Below are 16,611 nucleotides of genomic sequence, written 5' to 3'. Positions count from 1 at the left end.
CGCTCGCACTTAGCTGGTGATCTTGCTCTGGCAAGTTGCGATGGCATTCTGAACACCAGTGATGGCTTCATCATGACCAGTGTCCGATGAACTGAAGCACGCCTGAACATTCTGACGCGCCGCAAGGCAGGCCTGATTGATCGCCAGACGGGCCCGCAATGCATCCTGTGACAGATTGTTTGCCGCACAGGACCGCGGCTGATCACAGGTTGGATGCACCTGCGCCTGACGATTGGTGCATTCCTGTTCCGTGCACAGGTCCGCATCGCTGCACGCGGCATATGCCGGTGCAGGCGACAAGACGGCAAAGGCCCCAAGGGCAAACACCGCCATTGCAATTCGTCCGATCATATTCATCACTTTTCTCCTTTGATGTGATCATTGGACAAAATCGGACCGGCCAGAAAGAAAAGAGCCTTTCCGGATACCGATCCGTTCAATGACGCTGATCGAAGGAGGAAGTGATGATACCGAGGGCAGAATGCGACCTCGTTTGCGAATATTGCGCACAGCCGAAAAAACATAAAAACCATGTAAAATATCCATTCGAACCATGTTTTAAAGAACAGAAGGTGCCCCCTCACAAATCCCCGTTAACAAAATTCCGGCTCCATAGTGTCGCACGGATTTTGTTTGAGCGATCGTCATTTAAAACAACCGAAACCATATCTTTGGAATGCAGACATTTACTCTAGGCTGCACGAGAGCCTAAATCTTAATAAAGACGAAAAAGTTCTGATTTAGAATCCCGCCAACAAATGAATCTGGCTGCTCATTTCCAACTTGAATCAGAGTAGTTGCGCAGGAGTTCGATCATGGCTGAAACTGAAATTGAATGGACTGATGCAACTTGGAATCCCGTTGCAGGCTGCTCAATACATTCGACAGGATGCAAAAACTGCTACGCAATGAGAATGGCAAAGCGCCTCGAAGCTATGGGCGTCGAGAAGTACCAAGGGCTGACTAAAACTGTTAATGGTAAAGCGGTTTGGACAGGAGCGATCCGAGAAGATCATGCTTCACTTAGCGCTCCGCTTAATTGGAAGAAACCGAAGAAAATCTTCGTCAACTCCATGAGCGACCTTTTCCATGCAGACGTGAACGAGAGCTTCATAGCGGAAGTTTGGGAAGTGATGCACAAAACTCCCCATCACAACTACCAAATTCTGACTAAACGCCCGGACAGAATGCTGGAGATTCTTACTCGGAATGATCACGAGGTTTTGCCAAACGTCTGGCTCGGCACAAGTGTTGAAAATAACGACGTTATTTCACGTATTGATTACCTACGGAATGTCCCCGCGGCGATACGGTTTATTTCTTTTGAACCATTGATTGGCGCAGTTGGTCCTGTAGACCTAGAAGGAATAGATTGGGCAATTGTTGGCGGTGAAAGCGGCCCCAATGCGCGTCCTATCAAAGAAGACTGGATCGATGAAATCCACGATCAATGTGCAATTCACGATACGGCATTCTTCTTCAAACAATGGGGAACATGGGGATCGGATAACAAAAAGCGCTCTAAAAAAGCGAACGGGCGTATTTATCGTGGCAAGACTTGGGACGAAATGCCCTCATATGCTATTTGATACCTTTCCGAAGGTGGTCAACAATTTTTCTCGCAATACCCTTAGCTGCATTGCTGGGATTGGAAATAGCAAAGAATAAAGAATAAAGTTGGGAGCTACGCGAACTAAACAAAGGAATTGGATCAGAAACCCAAGAACTAAAAACGGTTTCCAACCTCTCCTTCACGTAACTTTCTAGCGCGCGGACATCTTGTTTGCGTTCTAACTCTGGCTCGCTAAAAAGCCCTAACTGAAGATCCGGTGTATAAAGCTTTTCGCGCCATTCTTCTGTTCCTAGGCAGCGAGTAATAGCGCTGATTTTACTGTCATCAAGGCTACTCCATCTTCTAGCCGCCTGCCGAACCAATCCAGACATTGGAAACAAAAACCACAAATCTATCGTTTGTGTAGCTGCAATCGCCTTCAAGGTTTGCCACTCAACTTCCATGCCATAAGGATCAAGAAACAAAACAGCCCTAGTCCCCCAATGAGTGCCATTACGTTTCCAATCCGTTTCATTGCACAACTTTGTCACAAGTTCGTTCGCATCACCTTGTAAGCAATGAACAGATTTGTTCGGAAAATTAGATTTAAGCATTTGAAGTGCAGCAACATGCTTTGGATTTTTATCAATGAAAATATGATGATCGAACCCCTTTTCCATCTGGAGAACCAAACTTGCTGATCCCGGCGCCACCAAATTTCCGTCATTGTCAGCATCTAAGAGAGGAGCACCATTCTGCGATACTGTGCGGCTTCCTGTCCCAGCAAATGCATCAATGTAAATATTTCTAAAGTTCTGCTTACTCATCACCAGAAGATAGGCTTCGATATATCGCCTTACAATTTCAAGCTTAATATCGGTATGCTTACCCCCGAACTTATGTTCAACGTCCATCAGTCACCCCACTGGAACAATCGCAACATCGAGTGTTCACGATAATTATTTCCAGTAAGTAAACAAAAACAATTACACAACCTGTGCGCAAGAATAGCGAGATGCCGCCGATTATTTTGTCCCTTCACCCCAACCTCTTTTATCCGCACTCCGCTTCACCCCCCCCACAACTCCGAGCACAATCCCACAGATCAGGCTGGTATCGACCAGTACAGCTATAATCGCCGGAGCCTGCAACGATGTAAGGAGGATGGCGCACGCGTCATGATCCAGATCACGGCCACCGCATAGCCAAAGCTTGATCGCAAGCGCCGCTCAAACGCATCCTCGCTTTGCCCCTCCGCCCGGATGGTGCGGTTGGCGACTAATCCACATTGGTTCACCCTGCCCTGGAAAGGGGTAATCTTGCCGTTACGGGTAGCTATTGCCCCCTCTCCGACAAGACAGGAATGCAATGAACCGGATCATATATATTGTCGGCCTCGTGGTTATCGTCTTGTTCATCCTGGGCTATTTCGGCCTGCGCTGACGGGAAAATCGCGCCGCGACGGCCCGGTCGTGACTCTCGTTAAAACCAGCGGCAAGGCCGCCGGGACGGGAGGTTGCAGGGATGACCAATCATCTTCGGGGCAGGAAAAGACGCGCTTTGCCACATTCTGGCGCGTTCTGCCGCTGGCGGCCAGATGCCGCCTCTATCGGAAACCGCCATTGTCGGGAACAGCCGGAATGAACAGTCTGATAACCGCGATTGCCAACCTGATGAACCCGTTTGCCTATATCATAGAAGACGAACCCACCCCCGATCGCCTGTCGAACCTCGGCACATTCGGCACCAATCCCGGATCGTTGCGCGCCCTGACCTACATCCCCAAGGATCTGCCCGCGGGCGCGCCGCTGGTGATTGTGCTGCATGGCTGCAAACAGACCGCAGAGCATTACGATAACGGCTCCGGCTGGTCGGACCTTGCCGACCGGCACGGATTTGCCCTGCTGTATCCGGAACAGCACTGCCTGAACAACCTGTTGCTCGGCTTTAACTGGTTCCGCCCGCGCGACAATACCCGCGGCTCCGGCGAGCCCCTGTCGATCATGCATATGGTAACGCAGGTCGCCCGCGATCATGCCATCGACCGCGGGCGGATATTCATCACCGGTTTGTCCGCGGGTGGTGCCATGACCTCGGTGATGCTGGCGACCTATCCGGAACTGTTTGCCGGCGGGGCGATCATCGCGGGCCTGCCATATGGCTGCGCGGATACCACGCAGGCGGCATTTCGCAGCATGCAGGGGCGCTTCGCCGGTCGAACACCACGGCAGCTTGCCTTAAGGCTGCGCAATGCCTCGGGTCATAACGGCCCCTGGCCAAAGATTTCAATCTGGCATGGCGGCAATGACGGCACCGTCCATCCGTCGAATGCCTCGGCAATCCTCAAACAATGGCTTAAACTTCACAAACTGCCCCCTGCCCCCAGCTCCATTCATATCGTCGATGGATATCCCCGGCGGGTCTGGAAAAGCGCCGATGGCCATGCCGTACTGGAAGAATTCCGCATCACCGGGATGGGCCACGGCACCCCGCTCAAAACCGGCGGCCCCAACGGCTGCGGCGAAAGCGGCGACTATATGCTGGAAGTCAACATTTCCTCGACACGCCATATCGCGGCTTTCTGGGGGTTGACGCAGCCCGGCCCGGCCGGTCGCCCGCAAAAGACCCTTCGCCAGGTTGCTGACGCGCCCGCGTGAAGATGGGGGCCGTGTCAGCGGAGGGCCGTGTCAGCGGAGGACCGTGTCAGGATGCTGCAAATCAGGATGCCCCCTTCGCCATAACATCCACCGCCTTCCGCGCCACCCATGCCACATCCGCACTCAGCTCAACGCCGCTTTCCTCAAGCCCGGCAACCGGGAACCAGCCCGCATCCAGTGCGTCATCCCCGGCAACCGGCTCCCCACCATTCCAGCGGCACAGCATCGCAATCAGGATGAAATGGCGTTTCACCTGCCCGTCCGCATCACGATCAAAGGCATCGAGGGCCGTCAAAACATCGACGGCTTCCGCCGAAATACCGGTTTCCTCATGAAGTTCGCGTAACGCGGCCTGTGCCAGGGTTTCGCCCGCCTCGATCTTGCCGCCGGGATATCCCCACATGCCCTGATCGGGCGGATTGGCGCGGCGCACCAGCAAAACCTGCTGATCACGCACGACAACCGCAATTGTCGCCGCAATCGGCCGTTCTGGTAAATGCAATGATGAAGTTTGATCAGACATGGCGGCCTCGCCTGCGGAGGCCAGCAGAATCTCAAGCCCCCTGTTAGCCCCCTGGGTGGTGTTTTCGATCATATCAGCCACACCACCCGAGACAACCCGCAATCACCGCCGCAAACAGGCCGCCACCCCGTCACGCGCCACCCTCTCCGATCTTCTTATCCGCACTCCGCTTCACCACACTGACCCCCAGAACGCCCAGCGCAATGCCCCAGATCGGGCTGGTATTGACCAAGGCGGCAATAATCGCCGGGGCCTGAAGCGGCGTTAAGATGATGGCGCACGCAATCGATCCCATGGTCATGATCCAGGTGAGTGCGACGGCATAGCCAAAGCTCGGTCGCCAGCGGCGCACAAACGCATCCTCGCTTTGCACCTCGGCCCGGATGGTGCGGTTGATGGTTGCCAAAACGCTCCGGTCCCGCGAAAGCTCGATTTCCGCCATGCGTTCGGAATGGCGGTTGGCCTCCATGATTTGCGCCGGGGTGACATCCCCCTTTGTCACCGCATCGCCCACCTGTTTAAGTCCCTCCGCCGCGGTTTTCGCGACCGGATGATCAATGGTGTCAAGCCCCGCCCCCACCGCCTTCATCAAAAGCGGCAGGCCGATCTGTGCCAGTAATGCTGGTATCACGTGATACCTCCTTCCTTTTAAAAATGCCGTTTTCCTCACCCCGCCAACACAACCCTGAATAAATTGACGCGAAAATAAAAAACCAATAGATTTATTTATCAAATCTAATGTTCGCGTTTGGATGCAGGGGATATCAGGGGGCCGTCATGAAAAGATTTCTTGCCGCAATGCTATTGTTTCTGGGGATGGATCAGGCCAATGCGCAGCAGCTCCCGCCACCGATTGACCTTGGCATCATCAATATCCCGCAACAGACACAGGTCTGGTGCTGGCTTGCCGTGGTCGAACAGATCGCGCACTGGAAAAGCCAGACCCATCCCAATACATCCCCGCATCAGTGCGAACTTGTCTCCATCGCAAACGGCATGCAGCAATCAACCTGCTGCAATTCAGCAGCGGTGATGTCCAACCCGATGCTGGCACAGCAATGCATCCGCACCGGGCAGGACCAGGAAATCATGCAATTGCTGAACATGGTCAGCAACAGTGTTGCCAGCTATGCCATGCCCGCCCATCCGATGGTGCTTTACAACACCCTCGCATCCGGGCGTCCGATCATCCTGAAACTGCAAAATACCCCCTATTCCGGGCATGTTGTGGTGCTGCGCGGGATGGCATGGGTGCAAACCCCGATGGGGCCGACAGCAGTTCTTTATATCAATGATCCGCTGTCCTATTTCACCCAGCCCGTCCCGTTCCAGAACATCGCCCATATGTGGTCCGGGGCCTATATCGCCAATTGATGTGGGGCTTTGGATCCACCCGATGGCCGGAATTGTCGGCATGGCGTGGCGAAAAGCACCGCTGCCGAGAACCGGCGCGCAGCGTACATTGAGGTACGTGAGCACCGGAAGCGCAGAAAGGGGTGCTTTGCAGCCCGCCATGATGGCAATAACGACCATCGGGTTAGCCGATCCCGCGATAAAATAGGTGCCCGCCAATCTCGGCCACCGGCACCTTCCCCCGCGCCCAGTAGGGTTCAACCGCATGGGTGTGATAATGCGTCGCCCCCTGGGTCATGTCGGCAATCTCCCCCGCAAGTGCGCGGGTCGCCACCCGTTTGCACAGCCGGCATGCCGGATCGCGCGTGCTGAGTTTAAGCAACTTCGCCCGGTTCGGGTCCCCGGCATTCCAGCATGAAAACTGCCCCGGTTTCAGGCACACCTGCGAAACCGTACTGCCCCACCAATAACGCCCGCGCGCTTTGGCAAATGCCACCCGGTTCAGGATCACGCAGGCCACCGCCTCGATCCCGCGCAAACCCTCGCCGCGCGCCTCGCCATAAAGCGTCCTTGCCAGTACCTCACCCACCGGCAATTCCTGTGGGTCGGTAATCGCATCCATCGTCAGAACATCATTCATCGCTGTTTCCTTTCCTTATCCTGTTTTGCCCCCGGCCTCATGCCGCCGGTACATTGTGGTCAAGCTTCGCCTCGATCCGCAGCAGATGTGCGGTCAGGCGTTTTTCAATGTCTTTAAGGTACGGGATCGAAACGTAGTTGCGTGCCACGTCCAGCTTGAAGTCCGCCAAGCCATCGCGAAGTTCGATCATCTCCGCATCGTGACTGGCGCGCAGGCTTTCAAGCCGGTCGGAAAACTCGCCGCGCATCCGCCAGGTCAGCCAGAAAAGCCCCGCCACCGCCGGGATTTCCACCGCCGTAATCCACCAGATCAGATCAACCGGTCCGCTCATCACATCCTCCTGCCCCTTTGCATAAAAAAAAGGCCCGCATCGGAAATGCGGACCCGAATGAAATTTTACCAAGCCGTCCCCAAGCCGCCCGGTGGACTCCCGCCTGCGCAGGAGTGACGGAACAGTGTGGCCTTTCTCAACCGTCATTCCCGCGAAGGCGGGAATCCAGACCTTCGTGCCGCATCTTCAAAACCTTCCGCCGCCGCCCCGGCCCCGGAACAAAAAAGACCCGCAAACCGAAAGGCTTGCGGGTCAGTCAAGGAGGTCACTCGTCGAAACTCAAAAGGCGCAATGTCATCCGAATTCAGGGTTCGGGGTTCAGGTCTCAGGCTCAGGTCTCACCGGCACCACCCCGGCCACAATTGGCCGGCGGGCATCCCGATACAGGCCGCACCATGCGCGCTCGAATGCGCTTTTGAAGCCGTCGCGCAGCGATCTTGCCGCGCTACCGGTTCAGGCATGGGGCCCGTTCAGTTTCACTTCCAGTTCCTGCCAGGCCTCGCCCGATGCCACAAGGCAGCTTGCCCCGTTGGGCGAGGTAAACAGGATGGTCCAGGTTTTGCCATCGGGGGCTTTTAGCACCTCGATCACGCCGCCATTGGCTGTCACACCGACCGCAACCGGTTCCTCGGAATATTTGGCACTCAGGCTATCAAGCACCTTGGTCCGGTCCCCGCAGACAGGGGACATCGCATTGGCTGGCATGGCAATCAGGGTGGCGACCGCAATCGCTCCAACTGTCACGGCGATGAGTTTTGGAATGCTCCTCATGGTCAGGCCCTCCTTCAAGGGATCACAGACGGCGCGCTCCGGTTGAAATCAGGAGCAACTTGTAAACCGATCCATAAATTGACCAACGCCGCAGAGCGGAAATAGGTCCGGCCCAATCGCGCCGGCAGGCAAATCATTTCGTCAGATATACGCCTTTGGTATAGATAAATTTCTGTAAAACTATGCCTTCATATAGTTAACGTAAGCATGAAAGTTGAATTTTCCATGAATATCGCGCTTTTGTGATCGACGATGTGCATAAGCATTTGTGAATTCACCAAATATTTTACGGTTCAAACGTCTTTTGCGCCGCAAATGCCGCACCTGATGGCCGCCAGTCGCCCTCAAACCGGGATTTTTCCACCCGCGGCAGGCGCACCGGCTCGTGGATCAGGCATCCGGCCACCGCATCCAGCCCGTCATCATGCTGGCCCGATTTGCCCTTGCCGCGTCCCCGTCCCTCGCCCGGACGCCATTCGCGCATTTCGCGGATGAATGGCGTTTGCCAGATGCGTTCATGCGCATGCAGCAACCCGGCACTCAACACCGCGCCAAACGCATCCTCAATCCTTGCGTCCTTGTTCTGTGTTTCATGATGTTCTACGACACTTGCCGCCCAGCCGATCTGTTTTAGCGACCGGCGCAGGATATTGGGCAAAAACCGCCCGACGCCATTGGTCTCGACCCGGACGGACGGCAGGTGGTTGCACCTGATGAAATCGGCCGCTTGGGCGCAAATCTGGCTGGCTTCATCGGCTTCGTGCAGGCGCGTCGCATCAAATGTCAGCCACGCCATATCATGCAGCCAGTATTCGCCCTGATCACAGACATAAACGCACGCGATCACCGCGCCATCGCCCTCATTCGCACCCCCACTTTTGCCAAAACTCGGATCAAAATGGCACGCGCCCGCCATCATCTGCCGATCCCCGATGGACAGGCGAAGTGCGCCATTGGCCTGTGCGATCACCGCATCATCGCCATAGCGGCGCAACCGCGCAGGGTCGAGCATCCCGTCACTGGGTGCGACCATCTCCAGCATCATCTGGCTGGCAAATTTCCGCTCCCCGGTATGGCAGCGAATATCCTCGATCTTGAGGATCGGAAACCGTTCCGGCCAGTTCGATTGCCCCTGCTCGTCCAAAATCGGCAGGCAGAACCGCTCAAACCCTGCCAGAAAGGGGGCGGCTTCTCCGGTTTCGGCCCGGATTTCATTGGCATAGATCGAATAATAGCTATGCGGGGTGCCAACATAAATCTGCGTGCCATCGGGCGACAGCACATAGGCAATCTCGCCCAGTTTTTCGCGCAGTTCGGCGCGTTTATGGGCGCTATCACTGTTTTTGGGCACCTCGACATCATCGCAAATCACCACATCGGCACGCGATCCGGTGATATTGGCACCGATCCCGGCCGCCTGCATCGACGGATCACGCAATACACCCGGTCGTTCAACGGTAAAACGCTCAGTCCCCCAATCAGTGCGCTTTTCGGGCAAAAGCCCGACCAGTAACGGATGGCGTTCAATCACGCGCTTGACATTGCGCACCATCTTTTTCGCCAGTCCCAGATCCGCCGCCAGAACCAGAATGCGCAAATCCGCATCACGATACAAAAGCCACGCGCAAAACAGACCCACCAGCGTTGATTTGCCCGAATTGCGAAACGCCATCAGCAAAAGCTGCCCCTTCCCCGCCTTCCAGCACTCCTCAAGCCACGCCGCCATATCGCGATGATGCCCCGGCAACCCAAGCCCCATCATCGCATTCCAGATCCAGACAAACTCGCCAAACCCGGCACATCTCGCCCGCCCCTGATCAATCACCTGCGCCATGTCACACCCCTCACCACACGCCGGGATCAACCCCGCCCAAAACAAAAAAAAAACGGGCCGAAGCCCGTTTCATCACCGCTTGAAATGCCGGTTCACCCAAACCGAAACCCTACCGCCCAACCTTCACCGCGCCAAACCGCAACCCGTCGACCAGAAGCTCCACCATGCTGCGCGTATGCGCCGCCCCCGCTTCGTCGCCCACCCCGGCGACCGAAAGGTTGCCGATCGCGCGCAAAAGGTCATAGGCGGCAATATCGCGCCGCACCTCGCCCGCCGCGGCCGCAGCTTCCAGAAGCGACGCCAGAACCGGCTCGAACTTCGCGCGAAAATAATCGGGCAGCGCATCAAACGCCGGATCGCCGGAATGCAGTGCTGCCGCCAGCCCCTTTTTGGTCGCGATAAAATCGGTATAGCGATTAAGCCAGCGCACCAGCGCCTCGCCCGGCGGATAATCCGCCGCAAGCGTTTCCGCCGTCGCCGCACAGGCATCAACCTCCCGCCTGAAAACCGACGCGACAAGGTCGGACCTTGTCGGAAAACGGCGATACAAAGTCCCCACACCAACCCCGGCCTTCGTGGCAATTTCGCGCACCGGCGCATCGACGCCCGCGGTCGCAAAAACCGCCTTGGCCGCTTCCAGCACCGCATCCTCGTTACGCTTGGCATCGGCGCGCACCCGCCGCTTCGGTGCCTTGCCTTCAAGGACATGTTTTGTCGGGTCGTATGTCACTCAAATCTTCCCTGTTGCCGCCGGTCCAAAGACCCCACACGCAATTACCCTTGATATACGGAACAATGTTCCGTATATCCAATCCATCAAATGGAACAAAGTTCCGTTTATTATCGGATCAACGTTCCGTTTTTCTTATATAGGCGAAGCCCCCGACCTTCGCCAAGCAAAACAAGGCACCCTGTCATGAACAAACTGCTTACCGATGCCCGCCATATCCCGACCGGCCCGTCCTTTCCGACCCTGTGCCTCAATCCTGTCACCCTTCCGGCCCCGGATCGCGGGTTGCCGCTTGAACTGCGCATCACCGCGCCGCTGACCCCGCCCTCGAATGATCGGGACCTTCCGATCCTTCTGCTGTCGCACGGTCATGGGCCGTCGCTTTATATCCCGTCCAAGGATGGTTACGCGCCGCTTGCGAATTTCTATGCCGCCCACGGCTTCGTCGTGATCCAGCCAACCCACGGCAATTCCAAGGTCGCGGGCCTTCCGGCCGATGCACCGGGCGCACCGTTTTTCTGGCGCTCGCGCGTGCAGGATATGAAGCTCATCCTCGATCAGCTTGACGTGATAGAAGACCAGTTCCCCGCCATCACCGGACGGCTCGACCGCTCCAAAATCGCTGCCATCGGCCATTCGCTGGGCGGGCAGACGGTCGGCATGCTGCTTGGTGCCCGCCTGACCGATATCAACGACCCGGATGCACAGAATGTCGATCTGATCGAACCGCGCATCAGGGCCGGTGTGCTGCTGGCAGCCCCCGGCAAGGGTGGCGACAGCCTCAGCGACTTTGCGCGCGCAAACTACACATCACTCAACCCCGATTTCAGCCACCTGACGACCAAAACGCTCGTCGTTGCTGGCGATGCCGATGACAACCCGCACCTGACGACCCGCGGCGCCGCCTGGCACACCGACCCGTTCCACCACAGCCCCGGTGCCGACGCCCTGCTGACCCTGATTGGTGGCAAACACGGTCTTGGCGGCATTGCCGGCTATGATGCGAAGGAAACCGACGACGAAGACCCCGACCGCCTCGCCATCACCCAACGCATGACGCTGGCCTATCTTAAATCCGCGCTTGATCCGGCTGATACGTCATGGGCGAACGCATGCACCGCCCTTGCCGATCACGCCCCGTCACACGCCCATGTCACACTCAAATAACGCCTGAGACCCGGTGGCTGCATCACGAAACGGTGCAGCCACCGCGCCCGCCGCCTCATGGACTCCCGCCTTCGCGGGAGTGACGAGGGAGAGAAAACTCATCTTAAACCTCCGTCATTCCCGCGCACGCGGGAATCCAGTCAGCCTCTCCGCATCCTCACAATCACCCGGCTTTACAAAACCTGCCCCTAGAAAACCCGCCAAGTCTCCCCACTGGCAAGGTTACGAACATAATCGACCGCCTCCCCGTTCCAGTGATAGGAAAAATGATCGCCCTGTACGGGGATCGGCACCACATCGGGCCAGAACGCCGCAATACAATGCCCGCCGTCAAACCGCACACTCGGCCAGTAAATCCCGTCCGATCCCGCCGCGCGTCGCTCCGCCCCAAATTTCTGCGACGCCGAATAATCATCGGGGTCCAGCAAATCCGCCCGATCGTTCACGTCATCAAACACATGATCAATCCGCCCGACCAGCTCGCGAAACTGCGATGTCCAGCCCGGTTCCTCGTCGGTCGCCCGCATCATGCGTGCATGGTGATGCACGGTTTCGGCAATCGCCACCGCCCGGCGATCCCCCGCGTAATAAAGCCCGTATGTGCCATCGGAAAACCGGCCGGGGCGATAGGGTGAACAATGGACAAACGGCGCCATCACATAACTCGCCCCCGGCCCCGATACCCGGCGTTCGACCGGCACCTTGGCCAGATTGCCGATGCTGTCACGAATGCGCGGGTTCATCTTGGCTTCCGCCGATGCCAGGGCCTCCCAATCGGCGGGATCGGCGATGTCTTCAAACAGGTCAATCGGCGGATAGATCGACCGGATGATCCGCACACACTGCGGCCACGCAACATGCCTGCTCTTGCTCACCAGCCGCCACGCTCCGCATCAAGGTAACTTCGGATATCAGCGATATCCATGATCTCGCCGCGCAACATGACCTCAAGCGCACTTTGCCCGCCAAACGCCGCATTGGGCTTACGGATCCAGGCATAGCCCCGTGCCGGTTCGCGAAACAGATATCGCAATCCTTTGTGAATCCCGATCAGCATCGCCATGCGCGTACGCAAATCACGATCAATCCGCCCGATATCCTTCTTCTTCCACCGCGCCCATGTGCGCGCAGGCATATCGCCCAGCAAAACCCGCGCTTCCTGATCGCTTAAATCCCAGACACCAAACAGATTAACCGTGGCCCGCGCCAATGCCGCCGCCTCATCCTCGGTAATCGCCGCCCGATCCGGCCGCGCCCCGGTGGGCTCCACAATCGCGAATTCCATATCGCACCTCCATTTGGCATTAATATAGCATTTTTATGCCAAATGGCAAATGACGGAGTAGCAAAACCACCCAACGAGCCCACAGCCCCATGGACTCCCGCCTTCGCGGGAGTGACGAACTAATGGAAAGGCCTCAACCCAACCCGTCATTCCCGCGAACGCGGGAATCCAGTCAGCCGTGCCGCTACATGCAGAACTCTCCGCACGGCCGAAAGCCGAAGCCTCACGTCGCTAAAAGACGATCTGGCCTAACTTTAAAAACATGCCCCTCTCTTTTTCTAGGGCACCGTACTTTCCATCATTTTGAATGAAGAATCTAAAATTCACTTCATCGGGTAACAAAGCGCCTTGGGCTAGAACTTCACTCCTGACCCCACCGGGGGCATTGAACCAACGAGAAAAGAAATTCGCTAGATCGCGCCTAATTGTGGCCGTCCAGCGGCCACTGTGCCAAGAAGTTCCGGCGGTAGAGAGCCCACCGCTACCAACATATACCGATCCATCAATTACAACAGGCGATACTACTCCTGCTTGCCTTAATGCTACATGCCGCTCAGCAAATTCAGCATCTTCATCTGCATTTTCTCCCCCTGCCTCTATGCCTTCCAAACGCCAAATTAAATCATAATCAGGCCAACTCTTCAGAATTGCACGAAACAGTTCTTTTCGCGCCCATACGTGCTCTTCATTATGAGGTCGTATGTCGATAAGAAACGCGTGATTCGCTCGAAAAATAGCAAAAAGAATGTAGTCTGACCTTGCGACGAAACCATCGTCTTCAACGCAAGATGACAGATGCAGGTGATGTATCCCCCAATCATTCAACATCAAATCAAGGTCACGACGTTTCCGAAGATTCTTCGCAATACCTTTGGTTCTATCATAGCCATATCGAACACTTCGGCTCAGAAATGGCTGCAAACTTATCCCCTTCTCTATTGCAAAGCGTATCTCCCCATACTCTCTTCCATACTTGGAAAGTAACGGGTTCATTAAAAGAGATTGGGACAAATGAACATGCCTGGGAACAGAGGGGACAATTCTGGCAAACCAGTTCAGATATGTGTGCAACAAATCATTGCCCGTCATTCCCTCAAGGTCTCTTAAGACAGCAGTCTTATTGCGATCATAAGGCAAATTCTCCAATACAAATTCTCGGACAATATTTTCGGTGACGACCAACAAATCCGAGTTCATTTCAGACATAACGCCCCCAAAACACTACTCACACGAGAGTAACAGTAATATAAGAACGCTATAATTTAAAAGTACAGCCTCGGTATTCACTAAGACACAAACAAATGCTCTCTCAACTCCCCGCCAACGCCCCCCGTGCCTCGGCAATCAGCTTCCTGATCTCCGCCCCCTCCATCGCGGGCGACTTTGCCTTGTCGCTCTCCGCCCCGTCCGGGCCAGACGCCCAGCGCAGCAGCTTGATCAGACCCTCCAGATGCGAAAGCCCCGCCTTGCACGCCGTTTGATGGGCGGCAAAGCTTTTGGCATCCATCTTGAGTGCTGCTGCCTGCGCCATCCGGCGATAGGCATTGCGCGCACGGTTGATATCACCGGGCAGGCTTTGCAAAAACTCCGCCCGCACCGTATCAAGTTCCTCCATGCTGTCCTCCGTCTCCGCTTTTGCTTCCATGGGGTTAATTTTCGAAATTTGCCGAAAGTGCCGCCAACCGATCATCGCCCAACCGTTCCGGCCAATAGGAAACCCCGCGCAAATGCCCGTTTAACGCCCCGCTTTGCCCGGCATAACTCCCCAGCCGGATCACCTTGAAATTACGCGGCATGGCAAAGCCGCCCGGTGATTTCAAAATCACCCCGTCTTTGGCAACCGCAACCGCATCATCCGCCCACGTCAGCACAATTCGCGTGCGCGTCCCCGGCACAATCCCGCCATAAAGCGACTGCGTGATGATCGGCACGCCAGCCTTACGCAATGAAATCCGCAACTGATCGGCTGCGCTGTCATAGCCAAAATCAAGATGATCATCGTTAAGGTTCCCCGAATGCATCTGCACGATCCGCCAAATCCTGGCCCAGGCCGCTGGCAATTCCAGATCAAAAACAAACGTGCCCCGCCCGGTTGCGCCCCGGAACCAGTCCCCCGGCTCCAGCATCACATCATCCATCGCGCGTGCGGCGGGAATACCCTTGCTGATCAGATCGCTGGTCAAAACCGGTCCGGCCTCAAGCTGCGCATTCCAGATCAGGATCGATACCGGATTGCCCGAAATCCCGGTGCTGATTTTTGGGTATCGGCTGCTGTCCGATGCGGTTTCCGCAAATCCTACCCGTTGCCAGCTTTCATCAAGGCTCACCGCATGGTTTGACGCCCCATCCACCCCGCCCAGCGTAATTTCCGCCATGCCCGATACCGCCCGCGCCCATATGCCAAAGCTGTAAACCTCCCCCGCGATCAGGTCATCGACCCGCTGATAAAGCCCCGCCGTCCCGCCCGGAAGGTCAAGCCGTGTGGCCGTGATACTCCCATCCGGGGCCGCAACCGCAGACATTGCCACAACCACCCCCGCATCCTTTTCCCAAAGCGGATTGGAAAAACTTGCGGAATAACGCAGCAGATTGCTCGCCGCCCCCTCAATCAAAAGCCCCTTCGCCCGGCCCAGTTCATCATGATCATGGCCGGGAATATCCACGCCAATCCCGGCCAAAATCCCGTTCGGTCCGCGCAGGATCTTCGGGCTGCCCCGCGTCACGCGCAGACAGCTTTCCAATGGCGCATATCGCATGCCCATTTTGCATTCTCCGTCCCTGAATAATGAAATGTCGTTTGGATCACCGAGCCTGCCGCCCGATGGACTCCCGCCTGCGCGGGAGTGACGAACAGGCGGAAAAGCCTCATCCCAATAAACCGTCATTCCCGCGAACGCGGGAATCCAGCAAGCCTTGCCGCCCCCTTCAAAACCTACCCGCCAATGCGATGCAGATGAAACCAGCTCATCACCGAACCCGCCGCGATCTGGCGCGTCACACTGTCCGAATGGCGCACCCGCAGCCGAAGCGCATTATCCGTGCCAATCGCGATCCGGGCGATGCCGCTGACCCGCACACTCTGCGTCGCATTGCTCCCCGACCCCACAAGATCGGACGCCTGCAAATGCGTGCTCCAGCCCGATGGCCCCTGCCGCTCGACATAGGCACTGACCGCCACCGCCGTTTCCCCGATGGCAAAATTCACCCCGGCATCGACATGGTAAAAACCGGGTGGAAGGCTCCCGACCCCATGCATTGCCGCGTCATATAGCCCGTGGCTGTCTTCCGCCACCTGATCCCATTCGACAATGAAATAACCACCCGCCGGAATATCCTGCGAACTGGTGCGCAAAAGCTTCACCACCGGCCCGCCCTCGCGGATTGATGCGGCAAACCACCGCGTCCCATCACAGATCAGATCAACGCAATCCCCCCGCAACGGCAGGGCATAAACACTGCGCACCGCCGCCCCGTCCAACGGCACAATCTGGTCCCCGCTGGCCGCACGGACATCGACCATCGTGCCATCGCCATTGACCACCCGGTATCGCACCCCGTTGCGCGCGGCACTCACCCTTGGAAGGCTCAGCCGCCCGCCATTCGATAACCGCACCAGCGCCCCCGTCTCGCGGATATCCATGATCCGGTCACTCGGCGCATCAATCACCGGCATGCGGCGCTCATCCTGCCAAAGTGTTGCGTTTTGCGCCCGCAGATCAAGATCAAACGCCGCCCCCGCCATCTGCTTCTGAAACCCCGCAAGCGCGG

At 56.7% G+C, this 16,611-nt stretch carries 18 protein-coding genes and 1 pseudogene; 4 read left to right on the top strand and 15 right to left on the bottom strand.

The window, feature by feature from the left end; all coding sequences use genetic code 11:
- Window positions 1-9: 9 nt before the first annotated feature.
- Complete coding sequence (locus TH5_RS21490) at window positions 10-357, bottom strand: hypothetical protein (RefSeq protein ID WP_114123590.1); 348 nt, start codon at window positions 355-357, stop codon at window positions 10-12.
- Between the two features lie 458 nt (window positions 358-815).
- Here TH5_RS21490 and TH5_RS21485 point away from each other — a divergent pair, with 458 nt between their 5' ends.
- On the top strand, window positions 816-1,589 hold the full coding sequence (locus tag TH5_RS21485; RefSeq protein ID WP_114123589.1) for a DUF5131 family protein: 774 nt from the start codon (window positions 816-818) through the stop codon (window positions 1,587-1,589).
- Here TH5_RS21485 and tcmP read toward each other — a convergent pair.
- Complete coding sequence (gene tcmP / locus TH5_RS21480) at window positions 1,582-2,466, bottom strand: three-Cys-motif partner protein TcmP (RefSeq protein WP_114123588.1); 885 nt, start codon at window positions 2,464-2,466, stop codon at window positions 1,582-1,584. The two genes, TH5_RS21485 and tcmP, sit on opposite strands and share 8 nt — an antisense overlap.
- Before the next feature lie 726 nt (window positions 2,467-3,192).
- Between tcmP and TH5_RS21470 the strand changes: the two genes are divergently transcribed.
- Window positions 3,193-4,209: an extracellular catalytic domain type 1 short-chain-length polyhydroxyalkanoate depolymerase gene (locus TH5_RS21470; RefSeq protein ID WP_114123587.1), complete on the top strand. Its 1,017-nt coding sequence runs from the start codon at window positions 3,193-3,195 to the stop codon at window positions 4,207-4,209.
- A gap of 61 nt (window positions 4,210-4,270) precedes the next feature.
- Here the strand turns inward: TH5_RS21470 and TH5_RS21465 are convergent, their stop codons facing one another.
- Together TH5_RS21465 and TH5_RS21460 are read right to left on the bottom strand one after the other, a co-directional pair.
- Window positions 4,271-4,804 (bottom strand): NUDIX hydrolase, encoded by a 534-nt coding sequence (locus TH5_RS21465; RefSeq protein WP_114123586.1) that lies wholly within the window; start codon window positions 4,802-4,804, stop codon window positions 4,271-4,273.
- Between the two features lie 58 nt (window positions 4,805-4,862).
- Complete coding sequence (locus tag TH5_RS21460) at window positions 4,863-5,363, bottom strand: 3TM-type holin (RefSeq protein WP_114123585.1); 501 nt, start codon at window positions 5,361-5,363, stop codon at window positions 4,863-4,865.
- A gap of 146 nt (window positions 5,364-5,509) precedes the next feature.
- On the opposite strand from TH5_RS21460, the gene TH5_RS21455 reads away from it, so the two are divergent.
- Window positions 5,510-6,106, top strand: a complete 597-nt coding sequence (locus tag TH5_RS21455) for a papain-like cysteine protease family protein (protein ID WP_167443616.1) — start codon at window positions 5,510-5,512, stop codon at window positions 6,104-6,106.
- Between the two features lie 163 nt (window positions 6,107-6,269).
- Here TH5_RS21455 and TH5_RS21450 read toward each other — a convergent pair whose 3' ends face one another.
- The 5 genes from TH5_RS21450 to TH5_RS21430 form a co-directional block, all read right to left on the bottom strand.
- A complete protein-coding gene (locus TH5_RS21450) occupies window positions 6,270-6,725 on the bottom strand; it encodes a cell wall hydrolase (protein WP_114123583.1) in 456 nt (151 codons plus the stop codon).
- A 37-nt stretch (window positions 6,726-6,762) separates the two neighbouring features.
- On the bottom strand, window positions 6,763-7,056 hold the full coding sequence (locus TH5_RS21445) for a hypothetical protein (RefSeq protein ID WP_062952716.1): 294 nt from the start codon (window positions 7,054-7,056) through the stop codon (window positions 6,763-6,765).
- Between the two features lie 453 nt (window positions 7,057-7,509).
- Entirely contained in the window at window positions 7,510-7,827 is a 318-nt protein-coding gene (locus TH5_RS21440) for a hypothetical protein (protein ID WP_114123612.1), read from the bottom strand.
- Window positions 7,828-8,113: 286 nt separating this feature from the next.
- Window positions 8,114-9,661, bottom strand: a complete 1,548-nt coding sequence (gene terL, locus TH5_RS21435; RefSeq protein WP_114123582.1) for a phage terminase large subunit — start codon at window positions 9,659-9,661, stop codon at window positions 8,114-8,116.
- A 109-nt stretch (window positions 9,662-9,770) separates the two neighbouring features.
- A complete protein-coding gene (locus tag TH5_RS21430) occupies window positions 9,771-10,391 on the bottom strand; it encodes a TetR/AcrR family transcriptional regulator (protein ID WP_114123581.1) in 621 nt (206 codons plus the stop codon).
- A 186-nt stretch (window positions 10,392-10,577) separates the two neighbouring features.
- On the opposite strand from TH5_RS21430, the gene TH5_RS21425 reads away from it, so the two are divergent.
- The gene (locus TH5_RS21425) at window positions 10,578-11,558 is read left to right on the top strand and encodes an alpha/beta hydrolase family protein (protein ID WP_114123580.1); all 981 of its coding nucleotides are present in this window, start codon (window positions 10,578-10,580) and stop codon (window positions 11,556-11,558) included.
- Between the two features lie 188 nt (window positions 11,559-11,746).
- Here the strand turns inward: TH5_RS21425 and TH5_RS21420 are convergent, their stop codons facing one another.
- From TH5_RS21420 to TH5_RS21395, 6 genes and pseudogenes are all read right to left on the bottom strand, one after another.
- The gene (locus TH5_RS21420) at window positions 11,747-12,433 is read right to left on the bottom strand and encodes an RES family NAD+ phosphorylase (RefSeq protein ID WP_244204995.1); all 687 of its coding nucleotides are present in this window, start codon (window positions 12,431-12,433) and stop codon (window positions 11,747-11,749) included.
- Complete coding sequence (locus TH5_RS21415; RefSeq protein WP_114123579.1) at window positions 12,430-12,843, bottom strand: MbcA/ParS/Xre antitoxin family protein; 414 nt, start codon at window positions 12,841-12,843, stop codon at window positions 12,430-12,432. Before TH5_RS21415 ends, TH5_RS21420 begins: the two co-directional genes overlap by 4 nt.
- 231 nt (window positions 12,844-13,074) lie before the next feature.
- A complete protein-coding gene (locus TH5_RS21410) occupies window positions 13,075-14,049 on the bottom strand; it encodes a hypothetical protein (RefSeq protein ID WP_147250157.1) in 975 nt (324 codons plus the stop codon).
- A gap of 103 nt (window positions 14,050-14,152) precedes the next feature.
- A complete protein-coding gene (locus TH5_RS21405) occupies window positions 14,153-14,458 on the bottom strand; it encodes a hypothetical protein (protein WP_147250156.1) in 306 nt (101 codons plus the stop codon).
- A gap of 34 nt (window positions 14,459-14,492) precedes the next feature.
- Window positions 14,493-15,605, bottom strand: coding sequence for a phage head spike fiber domain-containing protein (locus TH5_RS21400; RefSeq protein ID WP_114123576.1), 1,113 nt, complete (start codon window positions 15,603-15,605; stop codon window positions 14,493-14,495).
- 170 nt (window positions 15,606-15,775) lie between these two features.
- Window positions 15,776-16,611: pseudogene (locus TH5_RS21395) on the bottom strand (hypothetical protein); the annotation flags it as partial.

Origin of the sequence: Thalassospira xianhensis MCCC 1A02616 (assembly GCF_003326475.1) — a bacterium.
GTDB classification, from domain to species: Bacteria; Pseudomonadota; Alphaproteobacteria; order Rhodospirillales; family Thalassospiraceae; genus Thalassospira; species Thalassospira xianhensis.
Note: the sequence above shows the minus strand (reverse complement) of the source record. Positions and strands in the feature narration are given on the sequence as shown.

Excerpts from the sequence above, each read along its gene's own strand:
- TH5_RS21440 (WP_114123612.1), bottom strand. The coding sequence starts at position 7,827 with ATGAGGAGCATTCCAAAACTCATCGCCGTGACAGTTGGAGCGATTGCG.
- TH5_RS21490 (WP_114123590.1), bottom strand. The coding sequence starts at position 357 with ATGAATATGATCGGACGAATTGCAATGGCGGTGTTTGCCCTTGGGGCC.
- TH5_RS21470 (WP_114123587.1), top strand. The coding sequence starts at position 3,193 with ATGAACAGTCTGATAACCGCGATTGCCAACCTGATGAACCCGTTTGCC.
- TH5_RS21405 (WP_147250156.1), bottom strand. The coding sequence starts at position 14,458 with ATGGAGGAACTTGATACGGTGCGGGCGGAGTTTTTGCAAAGCCTGCCC.
- TH5_RS21400 (WP_114123576.1), bottom strand. The coding sequence starts at position 15,605 with ATGGGCATGCGATATGCGCCATTGGAAAGCTGTCTGCGCGTGACGCGG.
- TH5_RS21415 (WP_114123579.1), bottom strand. The coding sequence starts at position 12,843 with ATGGAATTCGCGATTGTGGAGCCCACCGGGGCGCGGCCGGATCGGGCG.
- TH5_RS21485 (WP_114123589.1), top strand. The coding sequence starts at position 816 with ATGGCTGAAACTGAAATTGAATGGACTGATGCAACTTGGAATCCCGTT.
- TH5_RS21450 (WP_114123583.1), bottom strand. The coding sequence starts at position 6,725 with ATGAATGATGTTCTGACGATGGATGCGATTACCGACCCACAGGAATTG.
- tcmP (WP_114123588.1), bottom strand. The coding sequence starts at position 2,466 with ATGGACGTTGAACATAAGTTCGGGGGTAAGCATACCGATATTAAGCTT.
- TH5_RS21425 (WP_114123580.1), top strand. The coding sequence starts at position 10,578 with ATGAACAAACTGCTTACCGATGCCCGCCATATCCCGACCGGCCCGTCC.
- TH5_RS21455 (WP_167443616.1), top strand. The coding sequence starts at position 5,510 with ATGAAAAGATTTCTTGCCGCAATGCTATTGTTTCTGGGGATGGATCAG.
- TH5_RS21465 (WP_114123586.1), bottom strand. The coding sequence starts at position 4,804 with ATGATCGAAAACACCACCCAGGGGGCTAACAGGGGGCTTGAGATTCTG.
- TH5_RS21445 (WP_062952716.1), bottom strand. The coding sequence starts at position 7,056 with ATGAGCGGACCGGTTGATCTGATCTGGTGGATTACGGCGGTGGAAATC.
- terL (WP_114123582.1), bottom strand. The coding sequence starts at position 9,661 with ATGGCGCAGGTGATTGATCAGGGGCGGGCGAGATGTGCCGGGTTTGGC.
- TH5_RS21410 (WP_147250157.1), bottom strand. The coding sequence starts at position 14,049 with ATGTCTGAAATGAACTCGGATTTGTTGGTCGTCACCGAAAATATTGTC.